Consider the following 20,055-nt stretch of genomic DNA (forward strand, 5'->3'; position numbering starts at 1 on the left):
CTAATCTGTTGGCTGTGGGCAAAACTCACAATCAAATGAACAAAAAAAGAATTCTAATTGTCGCAAGCCTGGGGTTTGTACAATTAACGCTTAGTTATTCGGCTAAGGCGCAAGACAGTTTAAGGCTTAAAGATGTTGTTATCACGGCAACAAAAAACGACCAAAAACAATCGCAGACAGGTAAAGTTGTTACAATTATTGGTAGCGAAATTTTAGAAAGAAGTCATGGTAAATCTTTGCCCGATTTAATTAGCGAACAAGCAGGAATAATTGTTGCCGGTTCGAGCAGTAATCCTGGTCTAAATAAATCTGTATTTTTTCGTGGTGCCGGAAGTGCTTACGCTGTTGTTTTAATTGATGGCATTGTTCAAAATGACCCATCAGGAAATAGTGGGGCTTTTGATTTACGTCTATTATCAATCGACCAAATCGATCGTATAGAAATTTTAAGAGGTGGGCAATCTACCATTTATGGTTCGGATGCCGTTGCTGGTGTTATTAACATCATTACAAAAAAAGGCGGACCAAAAGGTAACACCATTTACGGTGTAGCAAGCGCAGGGAGTTATGAAAGTTATAAAGGAACCATCGGTTTAAATGGTGGCGTTGAAGGTTTTAATTATAATATCAATTATACTCAAAATAAAACTGATGGTATTTCAGAAGCTGCTAATCCTGTTGGAAACAATGCAGAATTAGATAAAGATGGATTTAGAACCGGTGCCTTAAACGCAAATTTTGGCGTTAAATTGGATGATCATTTTTCCATTAATCCTTTTGTTCGTTATTACTATGGTAATTACAGTTTTGATGGTGGCGCCTTTACCGATGCAGGAAATTATTCGATTTTGAAAAATGTAGCTGCAGGTACAAATGCACAATATGAATTTGAAACCGGTAAAATTACTTTGAATTATAGCTATGAAAGTACATCGAACGATGCGCACAGCTCGTTTCCAAGTTTTACTGAAGGTAAAGTGAACATCATCGATTTATTTTATAACCAAAAGTTAGGTAGTAAGCTAGATTTATTAGCCGGTATAGATAACCGAGTAATGAAACTTTCTGCCGCTGGTTCAACTCCGAAATCCAACATTTTTGCAGCTTATAGCTCATTGTTTTTACACGATTTAAGCATTTTTAATTTAGAGGTTGGTGGTCGTTACAATAAGCACGAACAATATGGAGAAAATTATACCTATTCAATTACACCAACAATAAACATCCTAAAAGAAATAAAATTGTTTGGTACCGTTTCTACTGCATTTAAAGTTCCAACTTTGAATATGCTTTTTGGACAATTCGGAGCAAATTTAGCTTTGAAACCAGAAAAATCTCAGAACTATGAGGCAGGAGTGAACTTCAGTTTTGCTGAAGATAGATTTTCATTACGTGTGGCTGGCTTCAAAAGAGATTTGAAAGATGCAATCATTTATGCTTTTCCGGCAGGTTACGTAAACCAGGTTAGTCAGAAGACCAAAGGATTTGAAGTTGAGCCTGCTGTAAAATTAGGTAAACTTAACATCAACGGTTATTATGCTTATGTAGAGGGTAATGAATTTAACTTCGTTGATAACGCAATTGCAGATTATCTTTTCCGCAGGCCGAAGCACACTTTTGGTGTAAATGCTGGTTTGCAAGCAACAGATAATTTATTTGTAAGTGCAAATTACCGTTATTTCGGTAACAGAACCGATGGTAATTTTGTAACATATACTGTTGATACTTTACCTGCGTATAAATTATTAAGTGCCTATGCAGAATATGCTTTAGCCAAAAAACGTGTTAAAATATTTTTTGATGCTAAAAACGTATTAAACGAAAAATACAATGAAATTATTGGCTACAATAGTTTAGGTTTCAACTTTAATACAGGTGTAACTTTTAATATCCGATAAGAAAATACTAGATTTGTAAATAAATAACCAAAATAAAATGTCTCATTTAAAATTCAATCCACGTACTTTAATATTGTTATTAATGATATTGGTTTTAACGGGTTTCCGTTTGCTGGTAACATTTAACTCTGATGAGTTACAATTTGCTAATTTTTCTTCTATCGGAGCTGTTGCTTTATTTGGTGGTGCATATTTTAAAGATAACTTAAAAGCATTCTCGTTTCCGCTGTTAAGCTTATTTTTAAGTGATTTCGTACTCTCTACAACTATCTTTAGTAAATATAGTAGTGGCTTTTTATACGAGGGTTGGTATTGGGTTTATGGCGCATTTGCTTTGATGGTTTTGGTTGGACGCTTAATGCTTAAGAATGTAAATGTTGTTAACCTATTGGCATCAACGCTAACAATTGTTTTAATCCACTGGATAGTTACTGATTTCCCTATTTGGTATGGAAATCCAGCTTATGCTCAAAATTTAGCAGGCTTTTGGCTAGTACTAGAAAAAGCAATTCCATTCGAAATCCGATTTTTAGAAGGAACAATTGTTTATGGAGCAATACTTTTCGGGGCTTTTGAAATTCTTAAAGCGAAATATCCGGTACTTAAATTACAAACACAAAAACTTTAAAGTTAATTACAAGACATGTAAATCCTCTTTTGACTTCAAATTCAAAAGGGGATTTTTTTTAAAATTATAATCTGCTGTCGTGCTTCATTTTAGTCAGCATCTTTTAAATAAGATTCTGAATCCAGTTTAACATGACGGTTTAAATTCCATTGTATGAAAATAGTTTCCTTTTTACCTGCCGCAACCAAAATGATTTATGATATGGGTTTGCAAGAATATCTTTACGGAGTAACTTTCGAATGCCCGAAAGAAGCCGCTGATATGCCGAAAGTGGTAAGGTGTATTTTGGAAGGAAAAAATTATTCGAGTATAGAAATAGATAAAATTTTTTCCGCTTCCAAAGCTCAAGGAAAAAGCTTGTATTGGGTTGATGATGAATTATTGGAGCGCATTTCACCAGACATCGTATTTACTCAGGATATTTGTGAGGTTTGTAACATAGATACGGTTTGTACAGAGACAGCCGTAATGAAGCTGACAAAGCAACCAAAATTGGTTCCTTTATCTCCAAATAATTTACAAGATGTTTTTGAATGCGCTATAACAATAGCCAGGGCAATTGGAAAAGAAGAAATAGCCTTAAATTATTTGGCTTCACTTCAAAAGCAAACAGATGATATTTTAGATAAGCTTCGGGCGAACAAAGCACCATTGAAACGCGTGATGTTAATGGAATGGATTGAACCGATTTACAATTGTGGACATTGGATACCTTTTCAAATTGCAGCTGCCGGAGGTGTAGATATGCTTTCAAACCTCGCTGGTGATTCAATTGTTACCCAGTGGGATAAGGTGTTAAAGTACAATCCACAAGTTTTGGTAATTGCTCCATGTGGCTTTGATATAACCAGAAGCATGGAGGAAATGAGCTTGCTAACAAGCAAAAGCGGATGGAACGATTTAGAAGCTGTTAAGAACAATCAAGTTTATCTAGCTGATTTTGATATGTTTACACAGCCAAGCATTGGTACTTTGGTTGATGGAATAACGTCATTATCTTGCATGTTTCATCCTGAAATTTTTAAAGCTGATGAAAGAATCAGTGCTAAATTTTTAAATTATTCTAAAATTGAGGTTTTTAAGTGATGATGAAGTTGGTAGTTTTGACTGGTGCAGGCATAAGCGCAGAGAGTGGTTTAAAAACTTTTAGAGATTCTGACGGACTGTGGGAAGGTTACAATGTTTATGATGTTGCAACACCCGAGGCATGGGAAAGAAATCCAGAATTGGTGCAAGAATTTTACAATGAGCGGCGTAGGCAGGTCTTGGCTGCAAAACCAAATCGCGGCCATGAAATCCTTGCTGAATTGGAAGCATATTTTGATGTTGAAATTATTACTCAGAACATAGATGATTTGCATGAAAGGGCAGGCTCTACCAAGGTTACGCACCTTCACGGTATTATTACTAAATCACAATCAGATATAAGACCAGACGTAACCTATCCAATTGAGGGTACAGAGATAAACATGGGTGAATTATGTGAATATGGTTCGCAATTAAGACCGCATGTAGTTTGGTTTGGCGAAGCAGTACCAATGATAGAGGTTGCTGCAAAAATTTGCACTACAGCCGATGTATTTGTGCTTATTGGTACTTCTTTGGCAGTTTATCCAGCCGCCGGACTAATTGATTTTGTGCCACGATTAACCCCAAAATATATCATCGATCCAGTAACACCAAATGTTAAGCGCTACCAAAATGTAATCTCAATAGAAAAACAAGCCATATCCGGTCTTGCTGAACTGAAGAAAATTCTATTAGATGGAAGGTAAAAAACTTTGTATTTTCAATTGGAGTGGTGGCAAAGACAGTACGCTTGCACTTCATTATATGATGCAAGATCCATTAGTAGAAATTAAATGCTTGGTTACTACGGTTACAGAAAAGTTTAATAGGGTTTCTATGCATGGAGTTCGCGAAGCATTGCTTATCAAACAAGCAGCAAGTATCGGCATACCTTTGTATATCATACGGCTACCTGAAATGCCAGATATGGAAACCTATGATGACGTAATGAACCAACATTTGAGAAAGTTTAAGGAAGAAGGTATAACACATTCTATTTTTGGTGATATTTTTTTAGCAGATTTAAGGGCTTATCGAGAACAGAAGTTGAACGAACTTGGTTTAAAAGCAATTTTTCCACTTTGGGGACAGAATACTACCAAGCTCATCGCAGAATTCCTAAAGTTGAACTATAAAACCATCATTGTTTGTGCCCAACAGAATCTTCAATCAATATGTGGAGAAATTATTAATAGTAAATTAATCAGCGAGTTACCTGTAGATGTAGACCCCTGTGGAGAAAATGGAGAGTTTCATACATTTGCTTATGAAGGACCAATATTTGCTAAAAAGATAGATTTTGAACTCGGAGAGAAGGTATTTAGAACATATAACCAGCCCTCAATAAATAATTATGAGGATACGAAAATTTTAGATGAAGATAAGTTAGGGTATTGGTTTATCGACTTGATTTAAATTTTTTTATTGGCTAAAATATTTTGGCATCATTTTTTCTTTAGTGTAGGTAATTAACTAAATTATACATCCCAAATGAAACATCTTAGTTAGTTAGGTAATTAGGATAGAGTAATCAAAAATTAAACATTATGAAAAAGATATTAGTTGTATTAGCACTAAGCTCGGTTATGTTTGCTTGTAACAATAAAGCAAAAGAAGAAGCAGCACTTAAACAAAAAGAAGCTGAAAAACAATTGGCTGTTAAAGCTGTAAAAGATAGCTTACGTTTAGATAGCTTTAAAAAAGTTGAAATTGCTAAAAAAGAACAAGCTGCAGAAGAGCAACGTCAGGCTGAATTAGCAGCAGCACGTAAAGCTGGAGCAAAATCATCAAGATCATACGCTGCAAGCTCTGGTGGTAGCAGTTCAAGTTCTTACGGAGGTACACAACCAACAGCTAAAAAAACTGGCTGGAGTGATGCCGCTAAAGGTTCTGTAATTGGTGGTGCCGCTGGTGCGGTTGGTGGTGCTTTAATCGACAAGAAAAAAGGTAGAGGTGCAATTATCGGCGGATTAGTTGGTGCTGGTGGTGGTTACTTAATCGGTAGAGGCGAAGACAGAAAATCTGGTCGCGTACAACCTAAAAACTAAAATTTAATAATATTTTAAAAAAGCGTGCCGATTTTACATCGGGGCGCTTTTTTTATGTCTCATAAATTCCTTATATATTAGTTAAAAAAATCATGACCGAAAATAATATAGCAGAACCAGGCCAGGTACAACATTTTGTAATGTTCTGGTTAAAGCCTCAACTTACGAAAGCAGAAATTGCCGAATTCACCGGATTCTTCGAAGCGCTGAAACCAATAAAGTTTATTAAAACACTTAATTATGGGCTAGCTGCCCCAACACCAGTACGCCCGGTAACTGATAACTCTTTTACTTATGCGCTTACAATTACCTTTGCAAACATAGCTGACCACAATGCATACCAGGAAGATAAAACGCATTTAGATGCAGTAGAAAAATATTCGAAAAATTGGTATAGAGTTGTAGTACATGATATTGTTGTTGCAAGTACGAAAGGATAAGAGATAACAACGACACTTAGAATTTGGAAAACCTCTGGCTAATTTAGCTAGAGGTTTTTTTATGATAAAATTATGGATTTAGGCAAAACCTCTCAGATATTTGGCACTTTTTAATAACAAAATTATATATTGTTAACGTATTTAAATATCTATTATTCAATACTTTAGTAAATGAATGGTGATGTGTTTATTTAGTATAACGCAATTTTAAAATATAATTAAGTGTAATTATTAAAAATAAAATTTGGTTATTGATATTATTGACTTATATATCAGGTAGTTAAAGTGTTTATCTGCTCAATATTGATGCCTTTTATACGCAGCATTAAAGTCCGTCCTCATTGTCTTAAATCTTTCAATAACGGTAGCTATAAAATCTTCATCCAAAATTTCGAACACATCATTAACACCTCCTCCACTCAGGTCTAGTTCAGCTAATTTAAAGCTTTGCTCAAAAGTGCCTTGTTCAAATTTTACGATATATTTTTGGTTCATTGAAAAGATGGATATTTTACATTCAGGATGTGGTAGTTCAGCAATAACTCTCATGTTATAAAAATTGGATGGTGTGATTTAGTTAATGGATTGTCCGTTCAAGCTTCCTTGGCTTTCTACAATTGCAAAGCGGGCGAAAAGTTCTTCTGAATACCATTTGCGCTCTCGAGTTAGCTTAATTACATCCGAGTGGTCAAATGATTTATAAGCATAGTTTTTCATGCTCTCGGCATCTTCCCAAATCGAGAATGTAGCTTGATCTAAATATGGGTTTTCTCCCACACCGGCTGACAATAAATAACCAGGAGCTTCACGCATCGATTTGGCGGCTCGTTTAATATTATTTCTAAAATCTTTTACTTTATTAAGGTGAATTGCTGCCCTGGTTATAACTGCAATTTTACCTGTGTGAATTTGATTTGATTTATCAAATATAAAAGGCTGTTTACCTGACCATAAACCATGTGATGATAAAGGCTTAAGTAAGATGGTTAATTCTTCAAATCCAAAAAATCGAAACCATTTAATGGTAAAAGATTTACTATAAAATTCATCACAACTAGCTTTATCATTCCATGTTGTCAATATAGCCCAATGCTTAAAATCAGGAGGTAAATCAACTTGTGCATCTTTTCCGCTTCCCATTAATTTCCAAAACTTGCATTTTTTATTCAAAAATAATGGGATTCGCAAAATGGCCATCCCAATAAACCCAAAGATAATGCTACGCGTACGGAATTTTGTAATGGTTAAAGCTACAATCATGTTAGATGTGGTTAATGGTTTCAAAACTAATGATTTTACTGATAGCATCTTTTCAAAATTATGTCATTAATCTTGTTAAAGTGATAAAAACATTTTAACTTTTTAGGTTTAAAATTCATCTCCGTATTTACAAATCAATCCGGTACAATTTCTCTTACCACATTTTCGTCATTATCATCACGAAAATCTTTGAATCAATTTAATCCTGACTAACTTTGTTTATTATGGCAGAAGATTTATCAATAAATAGAAATACAACTAAATCGGAACAATATAAGTCCTTAATACCTCAAATTGAAGGTTTGCTTTATGGTGAAACTGATTTTGTGGCAAACATGGCAAACGTAGCTGCTGCACTTAAAGAACAATTCAATTGGTTTTGGGTAGGATTTTATTTGGTTAAAAATGATGAGTTGGTTCTTGGTCCGTTTCAAGGCCCGGTTGCATGCACAAGAATTAAAAAGGGAAAAGGCGTTTGCGGTTCATCCTGGGAAAAAATGGAAACATTAATTGTACCTGATGTTGATAAGTTTCCTGGTCATATCGCTTGTGCATCTGCATCTAAATCTGAAATTGTACTTCCGTTAATTAATGAGGGAAAAGTAATAGGCGTGTTAGATGTTGATAGCGAATTTTTAAATCACTTCGATACAACAGACAAATCTTATTTAGAGCAAGTTATATCCATCTTATTAAACAAATAATACCTATATTATTTTGAAATTAGATGCTGCTTATTATTTAAATGACGATGTTATTTGGCTCGCTAAAGATCTTATAGGTAAAGTACTTTACTCCAATATTAATGGTAATATCACAGCTGGAATTATTGTAGAAACTGAAGCATATTTTGGTGTAGCAGATAAAGCATCTCATGCTTATTGCGGTCGCCGAACCAATCGTACCGAAACCATGTACAATTTAGGTGGGGTTGCATATGTTTATCTTTGCTACGGCATGCACAATCTTTTTAATGTGGTAAGTTCTGCAAGCGGCGAACCTCACGCGATTCTAATCAGAGCTATTGAGCCATTAATTGGATTAGAGATTATTGAAGAGCGTAGAAAAATGCCTTTTACAAAATCTGCAATTTCTTCCGGACCAGGTTCTGCGGCTAAAGCTTTAGGTATCGACCGTTCATTCAATGCAAAAAGTTTAACCGGTAATGAAATTTGGATAGAGGATCATAACATCAAATATCCTGAAGAACAAATTGCTGTCACGCCAAGAGTAGGCATCGCCTATGCACAAGAACATGCTTTATTGCCGCTTCGCTTTTTTGTTAAAGGAAATAAATACGTTAGCAAGCCAAATAAGATTTAAAGCAATCAAACATTTTACCTTTTGACCTGTTTTTCGTTTATATACAAAATAACATGAAGAACGAAAAAAATATATCGATTTTAAAAGAAATGGCAGAAAGTGTGCGGACATGTATGTTCACAACTTTTACAGCAAAGGATGAATTTGGTAGTCGCCCAATGGGTACGGCAAAAATAGAGGATGACGGAACAATCTGGTTTTTTACCAATGAATATTCGCCAAAGTCTAAAGAAATATCTAAAGATGATAATGTTTTATTGGCGTATAGCGACCCATCTAAAAATACATACTTAACGGTTAAAGGGAAAGCAGAATTGGTTGATGATAAAGTTAGAAAAGAAGCTTATTTTTCTCCATTTGTAAAGGCATGGTTTCCTGATGGAATTGAAGACCCAAGCCTGATATTAATTAAAGTTACACCTGATGAAGCAGAATATTGGGATTCTTCATCATCGAAAATAGTTGTACTTTTTAGTATTTTAAAAGCTGTTGTAACCGGTGATACACCAGACATGGGAAAGCATGATACAATGAAATTTTAAAATATTAAATTTCTTTTGAAAGCAGGATTGGCAACAATACCTGCTTTTTTTGTAATATTGAGGCAATGAAGTTTGAAAATAATTTGGCTTTCGCCAAGACCTTAGATAGCGCCGATAATTTAAGAGATTTTAGGCAACAATTTATATTTCCTAAGCATAATGATAAAGAGTTTATATACCTATGCGGTAACTCTTTAGGATTGCAACCTAAAGTTGCTAAAGAGGTTATAACTCGTCAGTTGGATAATTGGGCAAACTACGCTGTGGATGGTTGGTTTGATGGTGATGAGCCTTGGATGTATTATCATAAAGAATTAAAAAAGCTGATGGCGCCTATCGTTGGGGCTTTACCTTCTGAGGTTTGTCCAATGAATACTTTAACCGTCAATCTCCATTTGCTAATGGTTAGTTTTTATCAGCCAAAAGGAAAGCGAATTAAAATTATTATGGAAGGCGGAGCATTTCCGTCTGACCAGTACGCCATTGAAAGTCAGGTAAGGTTTCACGGTTACGACCCTAAAGAAGCGATTATAGAGGTTTTTCCTCGTGATGGTGAAGATATACTTAGAACCGAAGATATTATCGCTAAAATCGAAGAAAACGGTGAGGAGATAGCGCTGGTTTTATTTGGCGGTATTAATTATTATACCGGTCAATGGTACGATATGCAAGCCATAACTAAAGCTGGACATTCCATAGGTGCAATCGTTGGCTGGGATTTAGCACATGCTGCAGGAAATGTTCCGGTTAAGCTTCATGATTGGGATGTAGATTTTGCATGTTGGTGTTCTTATAAATATCAGAATTCAGGTCCGGGTGGCATAAGTGGCATATTTGTTCATGAAAAACACTTTGGTGATACAGATTTAAATCGCTTTGCTGGTTGGTGGGGATATCAAGAGAACAAGCGCTTTAAAATGGAAAAGGGTTTTGTTCCTGAAGCTGGTGCAGATGGTTGGCAGATAAGCTGTACCCAAGTTATGCCAATGGCTTTATATCATGCATCACTACAGATTTTTGAAAAAGCTGGCTTTATAGAAGCACTCAGATTGAAAAGTATTACTTTAACAAAATATTTGGAATTTATTATAAATCAAGTAAATATAGCGCTGGATTATCAGCAATATAAAATTATTACTCCTGAGGAATTCAATAGTAGAGGCGCACAATTATCTATAATAGCTAAGGAGCAAGGAAAGCGGATTTTCGATGGTTTAGTTGCAAATCATATACTTGGCGATTGGCGTGAACCAAATGTAATTCGATTAAGTCCGGTTCCGCTTTACAACTCATTTGAGGATGTATTTGTAACAGGAGAAGCTCTGCTTAGCATAAGCAAATCCATTTTATAAAAAAAAGAAGAATAATGATAAACTACAATCCCAAAGATTGGTTCACATTTATATTTCATGTTCATAAAGGCGATACTATACGCAAGCTTTGGCCTTTAATGCTAGTGTTTCCATCTTTTCAGCTTTTGTTGCCTTTTTGGAATTAAATGTATTTAAATTATCAAAGAGCGATTATGTTAGCAATATTGGCATGATGCATAGTTTGCTTGGTTTTGTAATCTCCATGTTGCTTGTCTTTAGAACCAATACCTCGTACGATAGATGGTGGGACGGACGAAAACTTTTAGGTTCACTTACAAATGTTAGTCGCAACTTTGCAATGAAAATTAAAGCGTTAAAGCTTAGTGATGATGATGTTCGGTTTTTTGAATATGGCATTCCTAAATATGCTTTTGCATTAAAAGAACATTTAAGAGAAAAACTTTATTTCGGTAAAAATAGTTTTCTTATAGAAGTTGAAGCTGGTAAACACATACCAAATCAAATTGCTAGCAGCATGATTTCAAGATTATATGATTTGACTTCTAAAGGTCTAATTTCCCAGGAGCAACTGATCGTTTTAACCAATGATGTGAATCAATTCACCGATATATGCGGAGGATGTGAACGCATTAAAAATACACCAATTCCATTTTCGTATAGCGCCTTTATAAAGAAATTTATTTTTATATATGTGCTCACCATTCCAATTGGATGGGTATTTAGTTTAGGATATTATTTGGTGCTAATTGTTCCCTTTATCCTATATGTATTAGCAAGTTTGGAGCTGATAGCTGAAGAAATAGAAAACCCATTTGGTGAAGATGCAAACGATTTACCAGTAGATCAAATTTGCAATAATATTGAGAAACATGTTGAGGAAATTTTAAGCTAATGATTAAAATAGCATGGAATCCATTATATGCTCATCCGCTGCCTGAAGGTCATAGATTTCCTATGTTAAAATACGGACTGATTCCTGGCCAACTGCTGCATGAGGGAACTATAGTACAAGAAAATTTGTTTAGCCCGGAAATTATTGACGAGGATCTTATACTTTCAACCCATTCAAAAGATTACTGGCAACGCGTTAGAGATTTAGAATTATCACCACAAGAACAAAGAAGAATAGGTTTTCCTTTAAATGCTGAGCTTGTAGAACGCGAACGTAGAATTACTCAAGGCACAATAGACGGAGCTAAATTTGCGGTTCAAAACGGGGTTGCTTTTAATGTAGCTGGTGGAACACATCATTCAGGTACAAATTGGGGTGAAGGATTTTGCATATTAAATGACCAAGCAGTTGCATCCAACTACTTGCTAAATAATAATTTATCACATAGCATCTTAATTATTGATTTAGATGTACACCAAGGAAATGGAACTGCGGAAATTTTTAAAAATGAAAGCCGGGTTTTTACGTTTTCAATGCATGGCGATAAAAATTTTCCTTTCAGAAAGGAAGTTTCAAGTTTAGATGTTCCTTTAAATGATGGTATTGGTGATGAAGAATATTTATCCTTGTTAGAACAGAATTTACAGTTAGCTTTTGCAAAGTCGCAACCTGATTTTGTTTTTTATTTGGCTGGGGTTGACGTGCTTTCGACTGATAAGCTTGGGAAGTTATCTTTAACTAAAGCTGGATGCAAGGAACGTGATAGGCTTGTGCTTCAGTATTGTAAAACAAAAAATCTACCATTGCAAATAAGCATGGGTGGTGGTTATTCTGCAGATATTAAAGATATTGTGGATGCGCATTGCAATACATACAGATTAGCGTTTGGTTTATTCGAATAAAACCGAAGGCTAAAATTTTGTTTATCTTCGCCGAATGTTGGAGATTATTTATGAGGATGAACATTTAATTGCTATAAATAAACCTCATGGTTTATTGGTACATCAATCATCTATTGCCAGAGATGCAACTGAATTTGCACTTCAAATGCTTCGTGACCAAGTTGGTAAAAAAGTAAGTCCGGTTCATAGGCTAGACAGAAAGACTAGCGGTATCTTATTATTTGCTTTTGATAAAGAATCCGAAATCGCTATGCAACAGCAATTTATGAATGCAGAAACTGCTAAAAAATACCTAGCTATTTTGAGAGGTTTTGCACCAGCTTCAATGGATATTGACTATCCTCTAGCAAAAGAAAATGGCACCTTACAGGATGCTTACACATCTTTTAAGACAATACAAACCGCCGAAATTGATGTACCATTTGGTAAACACAGCACTTCCAGGTATTCTCTTGTGGAGGCAGCACCAAAAACTGGCAGAATGCATCAGTTAAGAAAACATTTTAGTCATATTCTTCATCCAATTATTGGCGACAGAACTCATGGTTGCAATAAGCAAAATAAGTTTTTTTTAGAACAGTGGAATATGAGTACAATGTTATTACATGCTTCTGAATTAAGTTTCACACATCCAAAAACTTCAGTAAGAATAAACTTAAAGGCAGATTTGCACGACGAATTTAAAAGGGTCGTGGAAATTATGAAATTTAGCCTTTAGCACAATTTTTACCTCATAAATCTGTTTATAAATCATCCATGAATAAATACTTACGATTAATTTTTCCTGCTCTAGTACTCTTTGCCAGCAGTTGTTCTTCAGTTTACATGCCAAATGTACCAAATACACCAATGCTTAGTCAGCAAGGAGAATTTAGTGGCGGCGGACATATTTCACTTAAAGGTAATGCTAGTATTAATGGTGCTTATGCCGTTTCAAATCATGTTGGAGTGCTATTTAGTGGCTCTAAAATGAGTAATGATAGAAAAGGGAAAGATTTTGACCATAAACTGATTGAGATTGGAGGTGGTTATTTTGATACTTTTGGACCAGATAATAACCGTATTATTGAGATTTATGCAGGTGTAGGAAAGGGATGGAGTGATATCACTTATAGAGATTATAAAAACGACATTTTAATAAGCAACGAAAAGCAGGAAGTTGATTACAGGAAGGCCTTTTTACAAGTAAATTATAGCTCAAAAAAGAAAAATAATTTTAGAATTTTTGGTACAGATTTTCCTATAAACTATGGAACGGCGCTAAGAATCAGTCATTTAACCATGGATAGATTTTTTATCAATGGCGTTGTACAACCTAAAGAGGATAATGTATTTTTCGAGCCTATTTTCTTCACGCGTATGGGTTTGAATAAGAATATACAACTTCAATATACTACGAGCAGTAATATCGGTTTAAAAAGCAGAAAATATATGTCTGCAGGTAATTCTATTTTTACTATCGGTGTAGTAGTTAATGTTGGAGGCAAATAAGTTCAAACGACTTTTAACTACTCTTAAACCAGTTCATTTGATTGAACCTTCGAGTTCAAAGATTTTGTTTTACTTTGAAATCTAAAAAATAATAGGATAGAGGCTGTTAACAATCCAAAGGTTAATCCATACCAGATTCCATTAACACCCAATCCAAATTTAAAGCCCAGCAAATAGCCAACAGGAATACCAACAACCCAATACGCTAAGAACGTGATGAATGTTGGAATGTTTACATCACCCAAACCTCTTAAAACTCCTAATCCCACAACCTGTGTTCCATCAAATAATTGGAAAAAACCGGCAATAATTAATAATTGGGCGGCGATTTGTACTACTTTTAAATCTTCCGTATAAATAAATGGCATTATGTTATGCGCAACAACGAATAGTATTGCTGTACAACTCATAAACAACAAAATCACATGATAGCTGGCAATAGCCGATTTACGTAAATCATCAAAATTATTTCTTCCTAAGTTGTTTCCTGTTTTAATTGTTGCTGCAGATGCAACACCGCTTGCAATCATGTAAGTCATTGCGGCCAAACTAATTGCAATTTGATGTGCGGCTTGCTCGGTTTCTCCAATTGTACCGATTAAAATAGCTGCACCACTAAAGGCACTAATCTCAAAAGAATATTGTAAAGCTACCGGAGCACCTATTTTAATAATTTTAACTGCACTATCTTTATCGATAAATGTGGCCTTAAACGAAATCAAATATTTTTTAAAGTTGTTAGATTTCAGCACGTAAAATCCCATTACAGTTGCCATCAAAATTCTATCGATAAGCGTACTCCAACCAACACCACTTACACCCATTGATTGAATACCGAACATCCCTTTTACGAAAATAATTCCTAAAATAATATTGATGGCATTTCCCCAGATTGAAATATACATGGCTTGTTTTGTAAAGCCAAGTCCTTCTGCAAATTGCTTAAAGGTTTGAAATATTAACAATGGAATAATTGAAACTGAAAGCAAACCTAAATAAGGTTTAGCGTATTTTACTACGGCCGGAGTTTGATTAATATTATCAATGACCAACAAAACACCAAAGTGAACGATTGCATAAAGAAATATGCCGACAATAATATTTATGATTAAACTACTGGATAAAAGCTTGCCGCATTCTTCATAGTTTTTGCGACCATTTTCTTGAGCAATTAAGGGTGTTAAGCCATAAGAAATGCCTAAGCCAGTTACCAAAATAAGGATAAAAATGCTATTCACTAAAGAAACAGCTGCAAGTTGAGTGGTATCAGTAAAATGCCCAACGATAACACTATCTGCCATTTGAACCAAGGTATGTCCAATTTGTGAACCAACAATTGGTAAGGCTAAATGAAGATTTTCTTTATAATAGGGCTTATATTTGGCGTAGATGGTAGCGAGCATAGGAATGCAAAGTTCGGATTTTTAATCCTAAAATGTTCATTTCGTACTATCTTTTGCTAAATCTATATAAGTTTTTGCCAATTTTCGAATATTTATTCCTTATGAATAAATTGGTTAAAAATCTATTTCACGGCTGTAAAATATTCTTCTTTCTCGGTTGTATTAGTTCTAATTACGTTAGTTAAAATCAAATTGACTAATATTTTTTGTGCTTTTCGATAAGAACAGCGCAAAAGTTTTGAGAACTCTTTAAGCGTTACTTTTTCATGCTCATCTAAATATTGCAATAGCTTTTTCTCGTTATCAGAATAGGAGATAAGTACACCTGAATTTTTATGGTCTTGTTTTAAAACTTCCAATATTATTCTGCTTGCCAAAACACTTTTATCATCAATCCTAATGTATGCCCACCATTTTTTATTATCGTCTAAAGCATAATGTGGTTTGGTATCGCTTTCAGGAATATTAACCACCAAAACCAGTTTGTCATCAACATAAATTTCTTCGAAGGAAGGTTCTATTGCTGGTTTGCAAAATTGATGTGCAGAAGTAAGTATCATGTATTTTTCTTCTTCTTCTGATTTTACGCCTTTAATTGTTCCATCATCGGCTACGCCAACTAAAAGTTTACCACCTTTATTATTTGCAAAAGCTACGAGGCTTTTTGCAATTTTTTCGGTATTGGTTATGGTTTTCTTAAAATCGAGCCTAACACCTTCGCCTTGCAAAATCAAACTTTTTATACTGGGCATAAAACATCTTAATAAGCAACCGTTGGCGTTTCGCCCTGGTGCAGGTTACGGATATAAACTTCATTCATTACGGTAGCACAAAGCTCACCGCTTTTATTTGTAATTTCCATTGGGTATGCTTTTACAAACTTACCAACTGTTTTTAATGCCAATTCGGCTTCTGCAATCATTTCATCAGTAACATTTATTGTAAAATACAAATGTTCCCGACCAGGTTTTAAATATTGTATCGAAGCACTTTTTAACCAAACCCTAACTTTTAAACCTCTACGTTGCATTAACTGGTCGAACAATAACGCATAAAATGGATCTGTAGCGGCATATATAGTTCCACCAAAGATAGAGCCGTTGTAATTTTTGTTTAAAAAGCTTTTGCTAATTCTTACTGTAGCAGTTTTAAATTCATTCTCAAATTTTTGTACCCAAATGCGCTGAAAAAATAAGGGTGGATATAAGCGCATGACCCATTTTAAAGTATTTTGAGAAATAATCATATATCACTAATATCAGAAAGATTTACCACCTTTTAAAGTTTTAACTTCGATGATTTAGTAATATTTTGGTAATTAAGGTTTGAACTGTAAAGATTGTAATTTCCTTGTTTAATGTAATTTATAATTATCTCTTTTTACAAAATTTACCATTTACACTGGTATCATCTGTAATTTAGGCGCTAAAAATGAGAAAATTTATTTTTATAATTACCTGTCCATCTGTTAGTTAATCACCAATTTTATTATTTTTTATCAAATAATTAAAACCAAATCATGCTAAGGTTGTTGCTTACTGTATATAACAATTAAAACTATGAAAAAATTAATCTTAAGTCTTGCGTTTGCTGGCTCTCTGATGATAGCCACTTCAGCATGCAATTCGTCTAAAAATATGGCTGGTTCAACAGACAGTACAACGACGGATTCAACAGCAACTACAACAACTCCGATGGATACAGCAAAAACTACAACAACTCCACCGGACACTACAAAAACAACAATGCCACCTGATACAACAAAGAAAATGCCTCCAATGTAGGTAACTGAAAGCCACTCTTCACCAAGAGTGGCTTTTATTTTTATAATCTATTTTATTTATTTGTGCTTATTTGTACTTTCAGGCAATTAAACCAAATATTAAATGGATACCCAAATCAAAACAAACAATCGTAATGTCGTTTTCTTAGTTATTGTAGCTGCTCTAGGCTATTTTGTAGATATTTACGATCTTGTTTTATTCTCCGTTGTTCGCGTACAAAGCTTGACAGAAATCGGTGTCCCAGCTGATAGAATGCAGGCAGACGGGTTTACCATTATCAATTCTCAAATGTTTGGCCTCTTATTAGGTGGAATACTTTGGGGCATTTTGGGTGATAAACTCGGTCGCATTAAAGTTCTTTTCGGTTCAATTCTTTTATATTCTTTAGCAAATATTGCAAATGGTTTTGTTGACTCTGTAAATAGTTATGCAATTATTCGTTTCATCGCAGGTATTGGCTTAGCTGGTGAACTTGGCGCTGGAATTACGCTCGTTGCCGAAACAATGGATAAAGAAAAACGTGGTTATGGAACTATGGTTGTGGGTGCCATTGGTTTATTGGGCGCTGCAGTAGCTGCCACCGTAGCATCGGATTATACCTGGCAAACTTCTTATTTTGTAGGAGGCGGAATGGGTTTAGCCCTTTTACTGTTACGCGTTGGTACTTTTGAATCAGGTATGTTTAAGCATGCTGCAAATCAATCAGAAATTTCAAAAGGAAATATTTTCATTCTTTTTAATAATAGAAAGCGATTCTTGAAATATCTGTATTGTATTTTGATTGGTATTCCGCTGTGGTTTGTTGTTGGTATACTAGTGACTTTAGCTCCGGAATTTGGGAAAGCTCTTGGAGCAACCGAGCCGTTAAAGGCAGGAACTGGCATTATGTTTACTTATTTTGGTATAGCAATTGGCGATGTGGTAACCGGTTTTCTATCACAAATGTTAAAATCAAGGAGAAAAACAGTATTTATTTTTCATTTACTGTCTGTTGTGAGTGTTATCGTTTATCTAACTAGTTATGGTTTAAATAGTTCATCTTTCATTTGGATTTGCTTATTCATGGGTTTTTCTGTGGGTTATTGGGCAACTTTTGTAACCATTGCATCAGAACAGTTTGGAACAAACATTCGGGCGACTGTAACTACAACTGCACCGAATTTTGTAAGGGGTGCGCTCATTCCAATGACGATCCTTTTCGAATATTTATCAGAAAAATACAGTTTAATAACTGCAGGTTATCTTGTCATGGCGATCTTAACCATCATTGCTATTTTTGGACTAAGTCAGCTAAAAGAAAGCTTCAATAAAGATTTAGATTATTTAGAAGAATAATCGCTGATCCTAAAAGAGATGTAAATCTTTAATGTCAACAAAATGTACTATAAAAACTTAAATAAGATAAGCTCTATTATTAGCTTTAAATTTGATTTGAATTAAGAATTTGACCATGTTTAAGGAAGAAGTAGCAGAGCGATATAAGCAAATACAAGATGAAATTTGCAGAGGATTAGAAATTGCAGATGGCAAAGGAAAATTTGAAGAGGAAGTTTGGGAGAGAAATGGTGGGGGAGGTGGCCGTACCAGAATTATGCAAAATGGTGCAATAATAGAAAAAGGCGGTGTAAATTTTTCTGCAGTTCATGGCAAATTGCCTGACGCTATAAAAAAGGCTTTTAACGTAACGGAAGAAGATTTTTTTGCTACGGGTGTTTCCATTGTAATTCATCCAAATCATCCTTTAGTTCCAATAATTCATATGAATATTCGATATTTTGAATTGAATGAAGAAACAAGATGGTTTGGTGGCGGAATTGATTTGACACCTCATTATGTTTTTGAAAATGATGCTCGTTTTTTCCATCATAAATTAAAACAAGCCTGTGATGATTTCAATCCAGAATTTTATTCGAAATTCAAAAGCCAGGCTGATGAATATTTTTTTATTAAGCACCGTGAAGAAACCCGCGGTATTGGTGGAATATTTTATGATAGATTGAAGCCAGATAATACCAACTTATCTTGGCAAGATATTTTAGATTTTTCAATCAATATTGGTGAGACATTTTTGCCAATTTACACTGAACTAATTGACAGAAACCGAGATAAAGATTTTACTGAAATACAAAAGGAATGGCAATATCAGCGTCGTAGCCGATATGTAGAATTTAATTTGGTTTACGATTCTGGAACAAAATTCGGTTTAGAAACCAACGGACGAATTGAATCTATTTTGATGAGTTTGCCACCACAGGCAAATTGGGGCTATAATGTTCAGCCAGAAATAAATTCTGATGAGTTTATAACACAACAATGGCTTAAAAAAGGAATTAACTGGATCTAAAATAAAGTTAAAGGCTGATTTACTTTATGGAATCCGGCCTTTAATTTTCCTATTCGGAAATCGTTTACGATTTCATGAGCTAATCTTGTTGGTTCAGGAATTCGATAATTTCCAATACATTTTTTCATTACATCAAGCGATTGGTGTTGCGTAATTAAATGGCCAGCTGAAATATAAACTGGCGCACAGTTATCTTTTGTTCTAAGTGCAAAACCTAATAATTCTTGATTACTTTTAATTTCTGTTGCACTGTATTTTGCTTTTTCAGGAATATGATTTTCTCCATATAAGATGCTTTTGGCACAACCTATAGTGGATTGATTTGCTAAAACTCCGAAATGTGAAGCAACACCCATGCGCCTTGGATGTAAAATCCCATTTCCATCTAAAACAACAACGCTGGGTTTATCCAGAATTAAATCCCAAACTTTTAATAATGCCGGAACTTCTCTAAATCCCAAAAATCCTGGCTCGTGTGGAAACGTAGTTTCAAAACTTTCTATTGCATAATTTATAAGCTTAAGTTCTGGGTAACTTAAAATAACAATTCCTGCATACATGGTTGTACTGCCTTTATCAAATGATATATCAGCGCCAGCAATCGTTGCAATATTGTTCACTGGGATAAAACTCAAGTGCTTGGCAAGATCGTTTTGTAATTGAATCGCATCAGCAAAAGAAAAATTATCGTACATATT

At 34.6% G+C, this 20,055-nt stretch carries 24 protein-coding genes; 18 read left to right on the plus strand and 6 right to left on the minus strand.

Features of this window, described 5'->3' with window-relative positions; all coding sequences use genetic code 11:
• Positions 1-35: 35 nt before the first annotated feature.
• From D7004_RS12180 to D7004_RS12210, 7 genes are all read left to right on the plus strand, one after another.
• Positions 36-1,898 carry a TonB-dependent receptor plug domain-containing protein gene (locus D7004_RS12180; RefSeq protein ID WP_148042793.1) on the plus strand — a complete coding sequence of 621 codons (1,863 nt, stop codon included), beginning with the start codon at positions 36-38 and terminating at the stop codon, positions 1,896-1,898.
• Between the two features lie 37 nt (positions 1,899-1,935).
• Positions 1,936-2,526 (plus strand): DUF6580 family putative transport protein, encoded by a 591-nt coding sequence (locus tag D7004_RS12185; protein WP_123206123.1) that lies wholly within the window; start codon positions 1,936-1,938, stop codon positions 2,524-2,526.
• Positions 2,527-2,679: 153 nt separating this feature from the next.
• Positions 2,680-3,612, plus strand: a complete 933-nt coding sequence (locus D7004_RS12190; protein WP_123206124.1) for an ABC transporter substrate-binding protein — start codon at positions 2,680-2,682, stop codon at positions 3,610-3,612.
• Positions 3,612-4,301 (plus strand): SIR2 family NAD-dependent protein deacylase, encoded by a 690-nt coding sequence (locus tag D7004_RS12195; RefSeq protein WP_208646833.1) that lies wholly within the window; start codon positions 3,612-3,614, stop codon positions 4,299-4,301. Before D7004_RS12190 ends, D7004_RS12195 begins: the two co-directional genes overlap by 1 nt.
• On the plus strand, positions 4,291-5,010 hold the full coding sequence (locus tag D7004_RS12200) for an adenine nucleotide alpha hydrolase (protein ID WP_123206125.1): 720 nt from the start codon (positions 4,291-4,293) through the stop codon (positions 5,008-5,010). Before D7004_RS12195 ends, D7004_RS12200 begins: the two co-directional genes overlap by 11 nt.
• A gap of 131 nt (positions 5,011-5,141) precedes the next feature.
• Entirely contained in the window at positions 5,142-5,642 is a 501-nt protein-coding gene (locus tag D7004_RS12205) for a YMGG-like glycine zipper-containing protein (protein ID WP_123206126.1), read from the plus strand.
• Between the two features lie 92 nt (positions 5,643-5,734).
• Positions 5,735-6,082: a Dabb family protein gene (locus D7004_RS12210; protein ID WP_123206127.1), complete on the plus strand. Its 348-nt coding sequence runs from the start codon at positions 5,735-5,737 to the stop codon at positions 6,080-6,082.
• Between the two features lie 297 nt (positions 6,083-6,379).
• On the opposite strand, the gene D7004_RS12215 is transcribed toward D7004_RS12210, so the two are convergent.
• Together D7004_RS12215 and D7004_RS12220 are read right to left on the minus strand one after the other, a co-directional pair.
• On the minus strand, positions 6,380-6,631 hold the full coding sequence (locus D7004_RS12215; protein ID WP_123206128.1) for a hypothetical protein: 252 nt from the start codon (positions 6,629-6,631) through the stop codon (positions 6,380-6,382).
• A 24-nt stretch (positions 6,632-6,655) separates the two neighbouring features.
• A complete protein-coding gene (locus D7004_RS12220) occupies positions 6,656-7,390 on the minus strand; it encodes a DUF3291 domain-containing protein (RefSeq protein WP_244214324.1) in 735 nt (244 codons plus the stop codon).
• Between the two features lie 176 nt (positions 7,391-7,566).
• Between D7004_RS12220 and D7004_RS12225 the strand changes: the two genes are divergently transcribed.
• From D7004_RS12225 to D7004_RS12260, 8 genes are all read left to right on the plus strand, one after another.
• Complete coding sequence (locus tag D7004_RS12225) at positions 7,567-8,046, plus strand: GAF domain-containing protein (RefSeq protein WP_123206129.1); 480 nt, start codon at positions 7,567-7,569, stop codon at positions 8,044-8,046.
• A gap of 13 nt (positions 8,047-8,059) precedes the next feature.
• A complete protein-coding gene (locus D7004_RS12230; RefSeq protein ID WP_123206130.1) occupies positions 8,060-8,665 on the plus strand; it encodes a DNA-3-methyladenine glycosylase in 606 nt (201 codons plus the stop codon).
• Between the two features lie 53 nt (positions 8,666-8,718).
• Positions 8,719-9,207, plus strand: coding sequence for a pyridoxamine 5'-phosphate oxidase family protein (locus tag D7004_RS12235; protein ID WP_123206131.1), 489 nt, complete (start codon positions 8,719-8,721; stop codon positions 9,205-9,207).
• 65 nt (positions 9,208-9,272) lie between these two features.
• Positions 9,273-10,559 (plus strand): kynureninase, encoded by a 1,287-nt coding sequence (gene kynU, locus D7004_RS12240; protein WP_123206132.1) that lies wholly within the window; start codon positions 9,273-9,275, stop codon positions 10,557-10,559.
• 88 nt (positions 10,560-10,647) lie between these two features.
• The gene (locus D7004_RS12245) at positions 10,648-11,433 is read left to right on the plus strand and encodes a bestrophin family protein (protein ID WP_244214325.1); all 786 of its coding nucleotides are present in this window, start codon (positions 10,648-10,650) and stop codon (positions 11,431-11,433) included.
• The gene (locus tag D7004_RS12250) at positions 11,433-12,335 is read left to right on the plus strand and encodes a histone deacetylase family protein (RefSeq protein WP_123206133.1); all 903 of its coding nucleotides are present in this window, start codon (positions 11,433-11,435) and stop codon (positions 12,333-12,335) included. Before D7004_RS12245 ends, D7004_RS12250 begins: the two co-directional genes overlap by 1 nt.
• Before the next feature lie 34 nt (positions 12,336-12,369).
• The gene (locus D7004_RS12255; RefSeq protein WP_123206134.1) at positions 12,370-13,053 is read left to right on the plus strand and encodes a pseudouridine synthase; all 684 of its coding nucleotides are present in this window, start codon (positions 12,370-12,372) and stop codon (positions 13,051-13,053) included.
• A 38-nt stretch (positions 13,054-13,091) separates the two neighbouring features.
• Complete coding sequence (locus D7004_RS12260) at positions 13,092-13,826, plus strand: hypothetical protein (protein WP_123206135.1); 735 nt, start codon at positions 13,092-13,094, stop codon at positions 13,824-13,826.
• A 23-nt stretch (positions 13,827-13,849) separates the two neighbouring features.
• Here D7004_RS12260 and D7004_RS12265 read toward each other — a convergent pair whose 3' ends face one another.
• From D7004_RS12265 to D7004_RS12275, 3 genes are all read right to left on the minus strand, one after another.
• A complete protein-coding gene (locus tag D7004_RS12265; RefSeq protein WP_123206136.1) occupies positions 13,850-15,229 on the minus strand; it encodes an MATE family efflux transporter in 1,380 nt (459 codons plus the stop codon).
• Positions 15,230-15,351: 122 nt separating this feature from the next.
• Entirely contained in the window at positions 15,352-15,981 is a 630-nt protein-coding gene (locus D7004_RS12270) for an AlbA family DNA-binding domain-containing protein (RefSeq protein WP_123206137.1), read from the minus strand.
• An 8-nt stretch (positions 15,982-15,989) separates the two neighbouring features.
• Positions 15,990-16,475 (minus strand): PaaI family thioesterase, encoded by a 486-nt coding sequence (locus D7004_RS12275; protein ID WP_123206138.1) that lies wholly within the window; start codon positions 16,473-16,475, stop codon positions 15,990-15,992.
• A gap of 313 nt (positions 16,476-16,788) precedes the next feature.
• Between D7004_RS12275 and D7004_RS12280 the strand changes: the two genes are divergently transcribed.
• From D7004_RS12280 to hemF, 3 genes are all read left to right on the plus strand, one after another.
• Positions 16,789-17,013 carry a coproporphyrinogen III oxidase gene (locus D7004_RS12280; RefSeq protein WP_123206139.1) on the plus strand — a complete coding sequence of 75 codons (225 nt, stop codon included), beginning with the start codon at positions 16,789-16,791 and terminating at the stop codon, positions 17,011-17,013.
• A 102-nt stretch (positions 17,014-17,115) separates the two neighbouring features.
• Positions 17,116-18,348 carry an MFS transporter gene (locus tag D7004_RS12285; protein WP_123206140.1) on the plus strand — a complete coding sequence of 411 codons (1,233 nt, stop codon included), beginning with the start codon at positions 17,116-17,118 and terminating at the stop codon, positions 18,346-18,348.
• A gap of 115 nt (positions 18,349-18,463) precedes the next feature.
• The gene (gene hemF, locus D7004_RS12290) at positions 18,464-19,357 is read left to right on the plus strand and encodes an oxygen-dependent coproporphyrinogen oxidase (protein ID WP_123206141.1); all 894 of its coding nucleotides are present in this window, start codon (positions 18,464-18,466) and stop codon (positions 19,355-19,357) included.
• Here hemF and D7004_RS12295 read toward each other — a convergent pair.
• Positions 19,354-20,052: an endonuclease V gene (locus D7004_RS12295; protein WP_123206142.1), complete on the minus strand. Its 699-nt coding sequence runs from the start codon at positions 20,050-20,052 to the stop codon at positions 19,354-19,356. The genes hemF and D7004_RS12295 overlap by 4 nt on opposite strands.
• Positions 20,053-20,055: the final 3 nt, after the last annotated feature.

The organism is Pedobacter jejuensis, assembly GCF_003725795.1.
Lineage (GTDB): Bacteria > Bacteroidota > Bacteroidia > Sphingobacteriales > Sphingobacteriaceae > Pedobacter > Pedobacter jejuensis.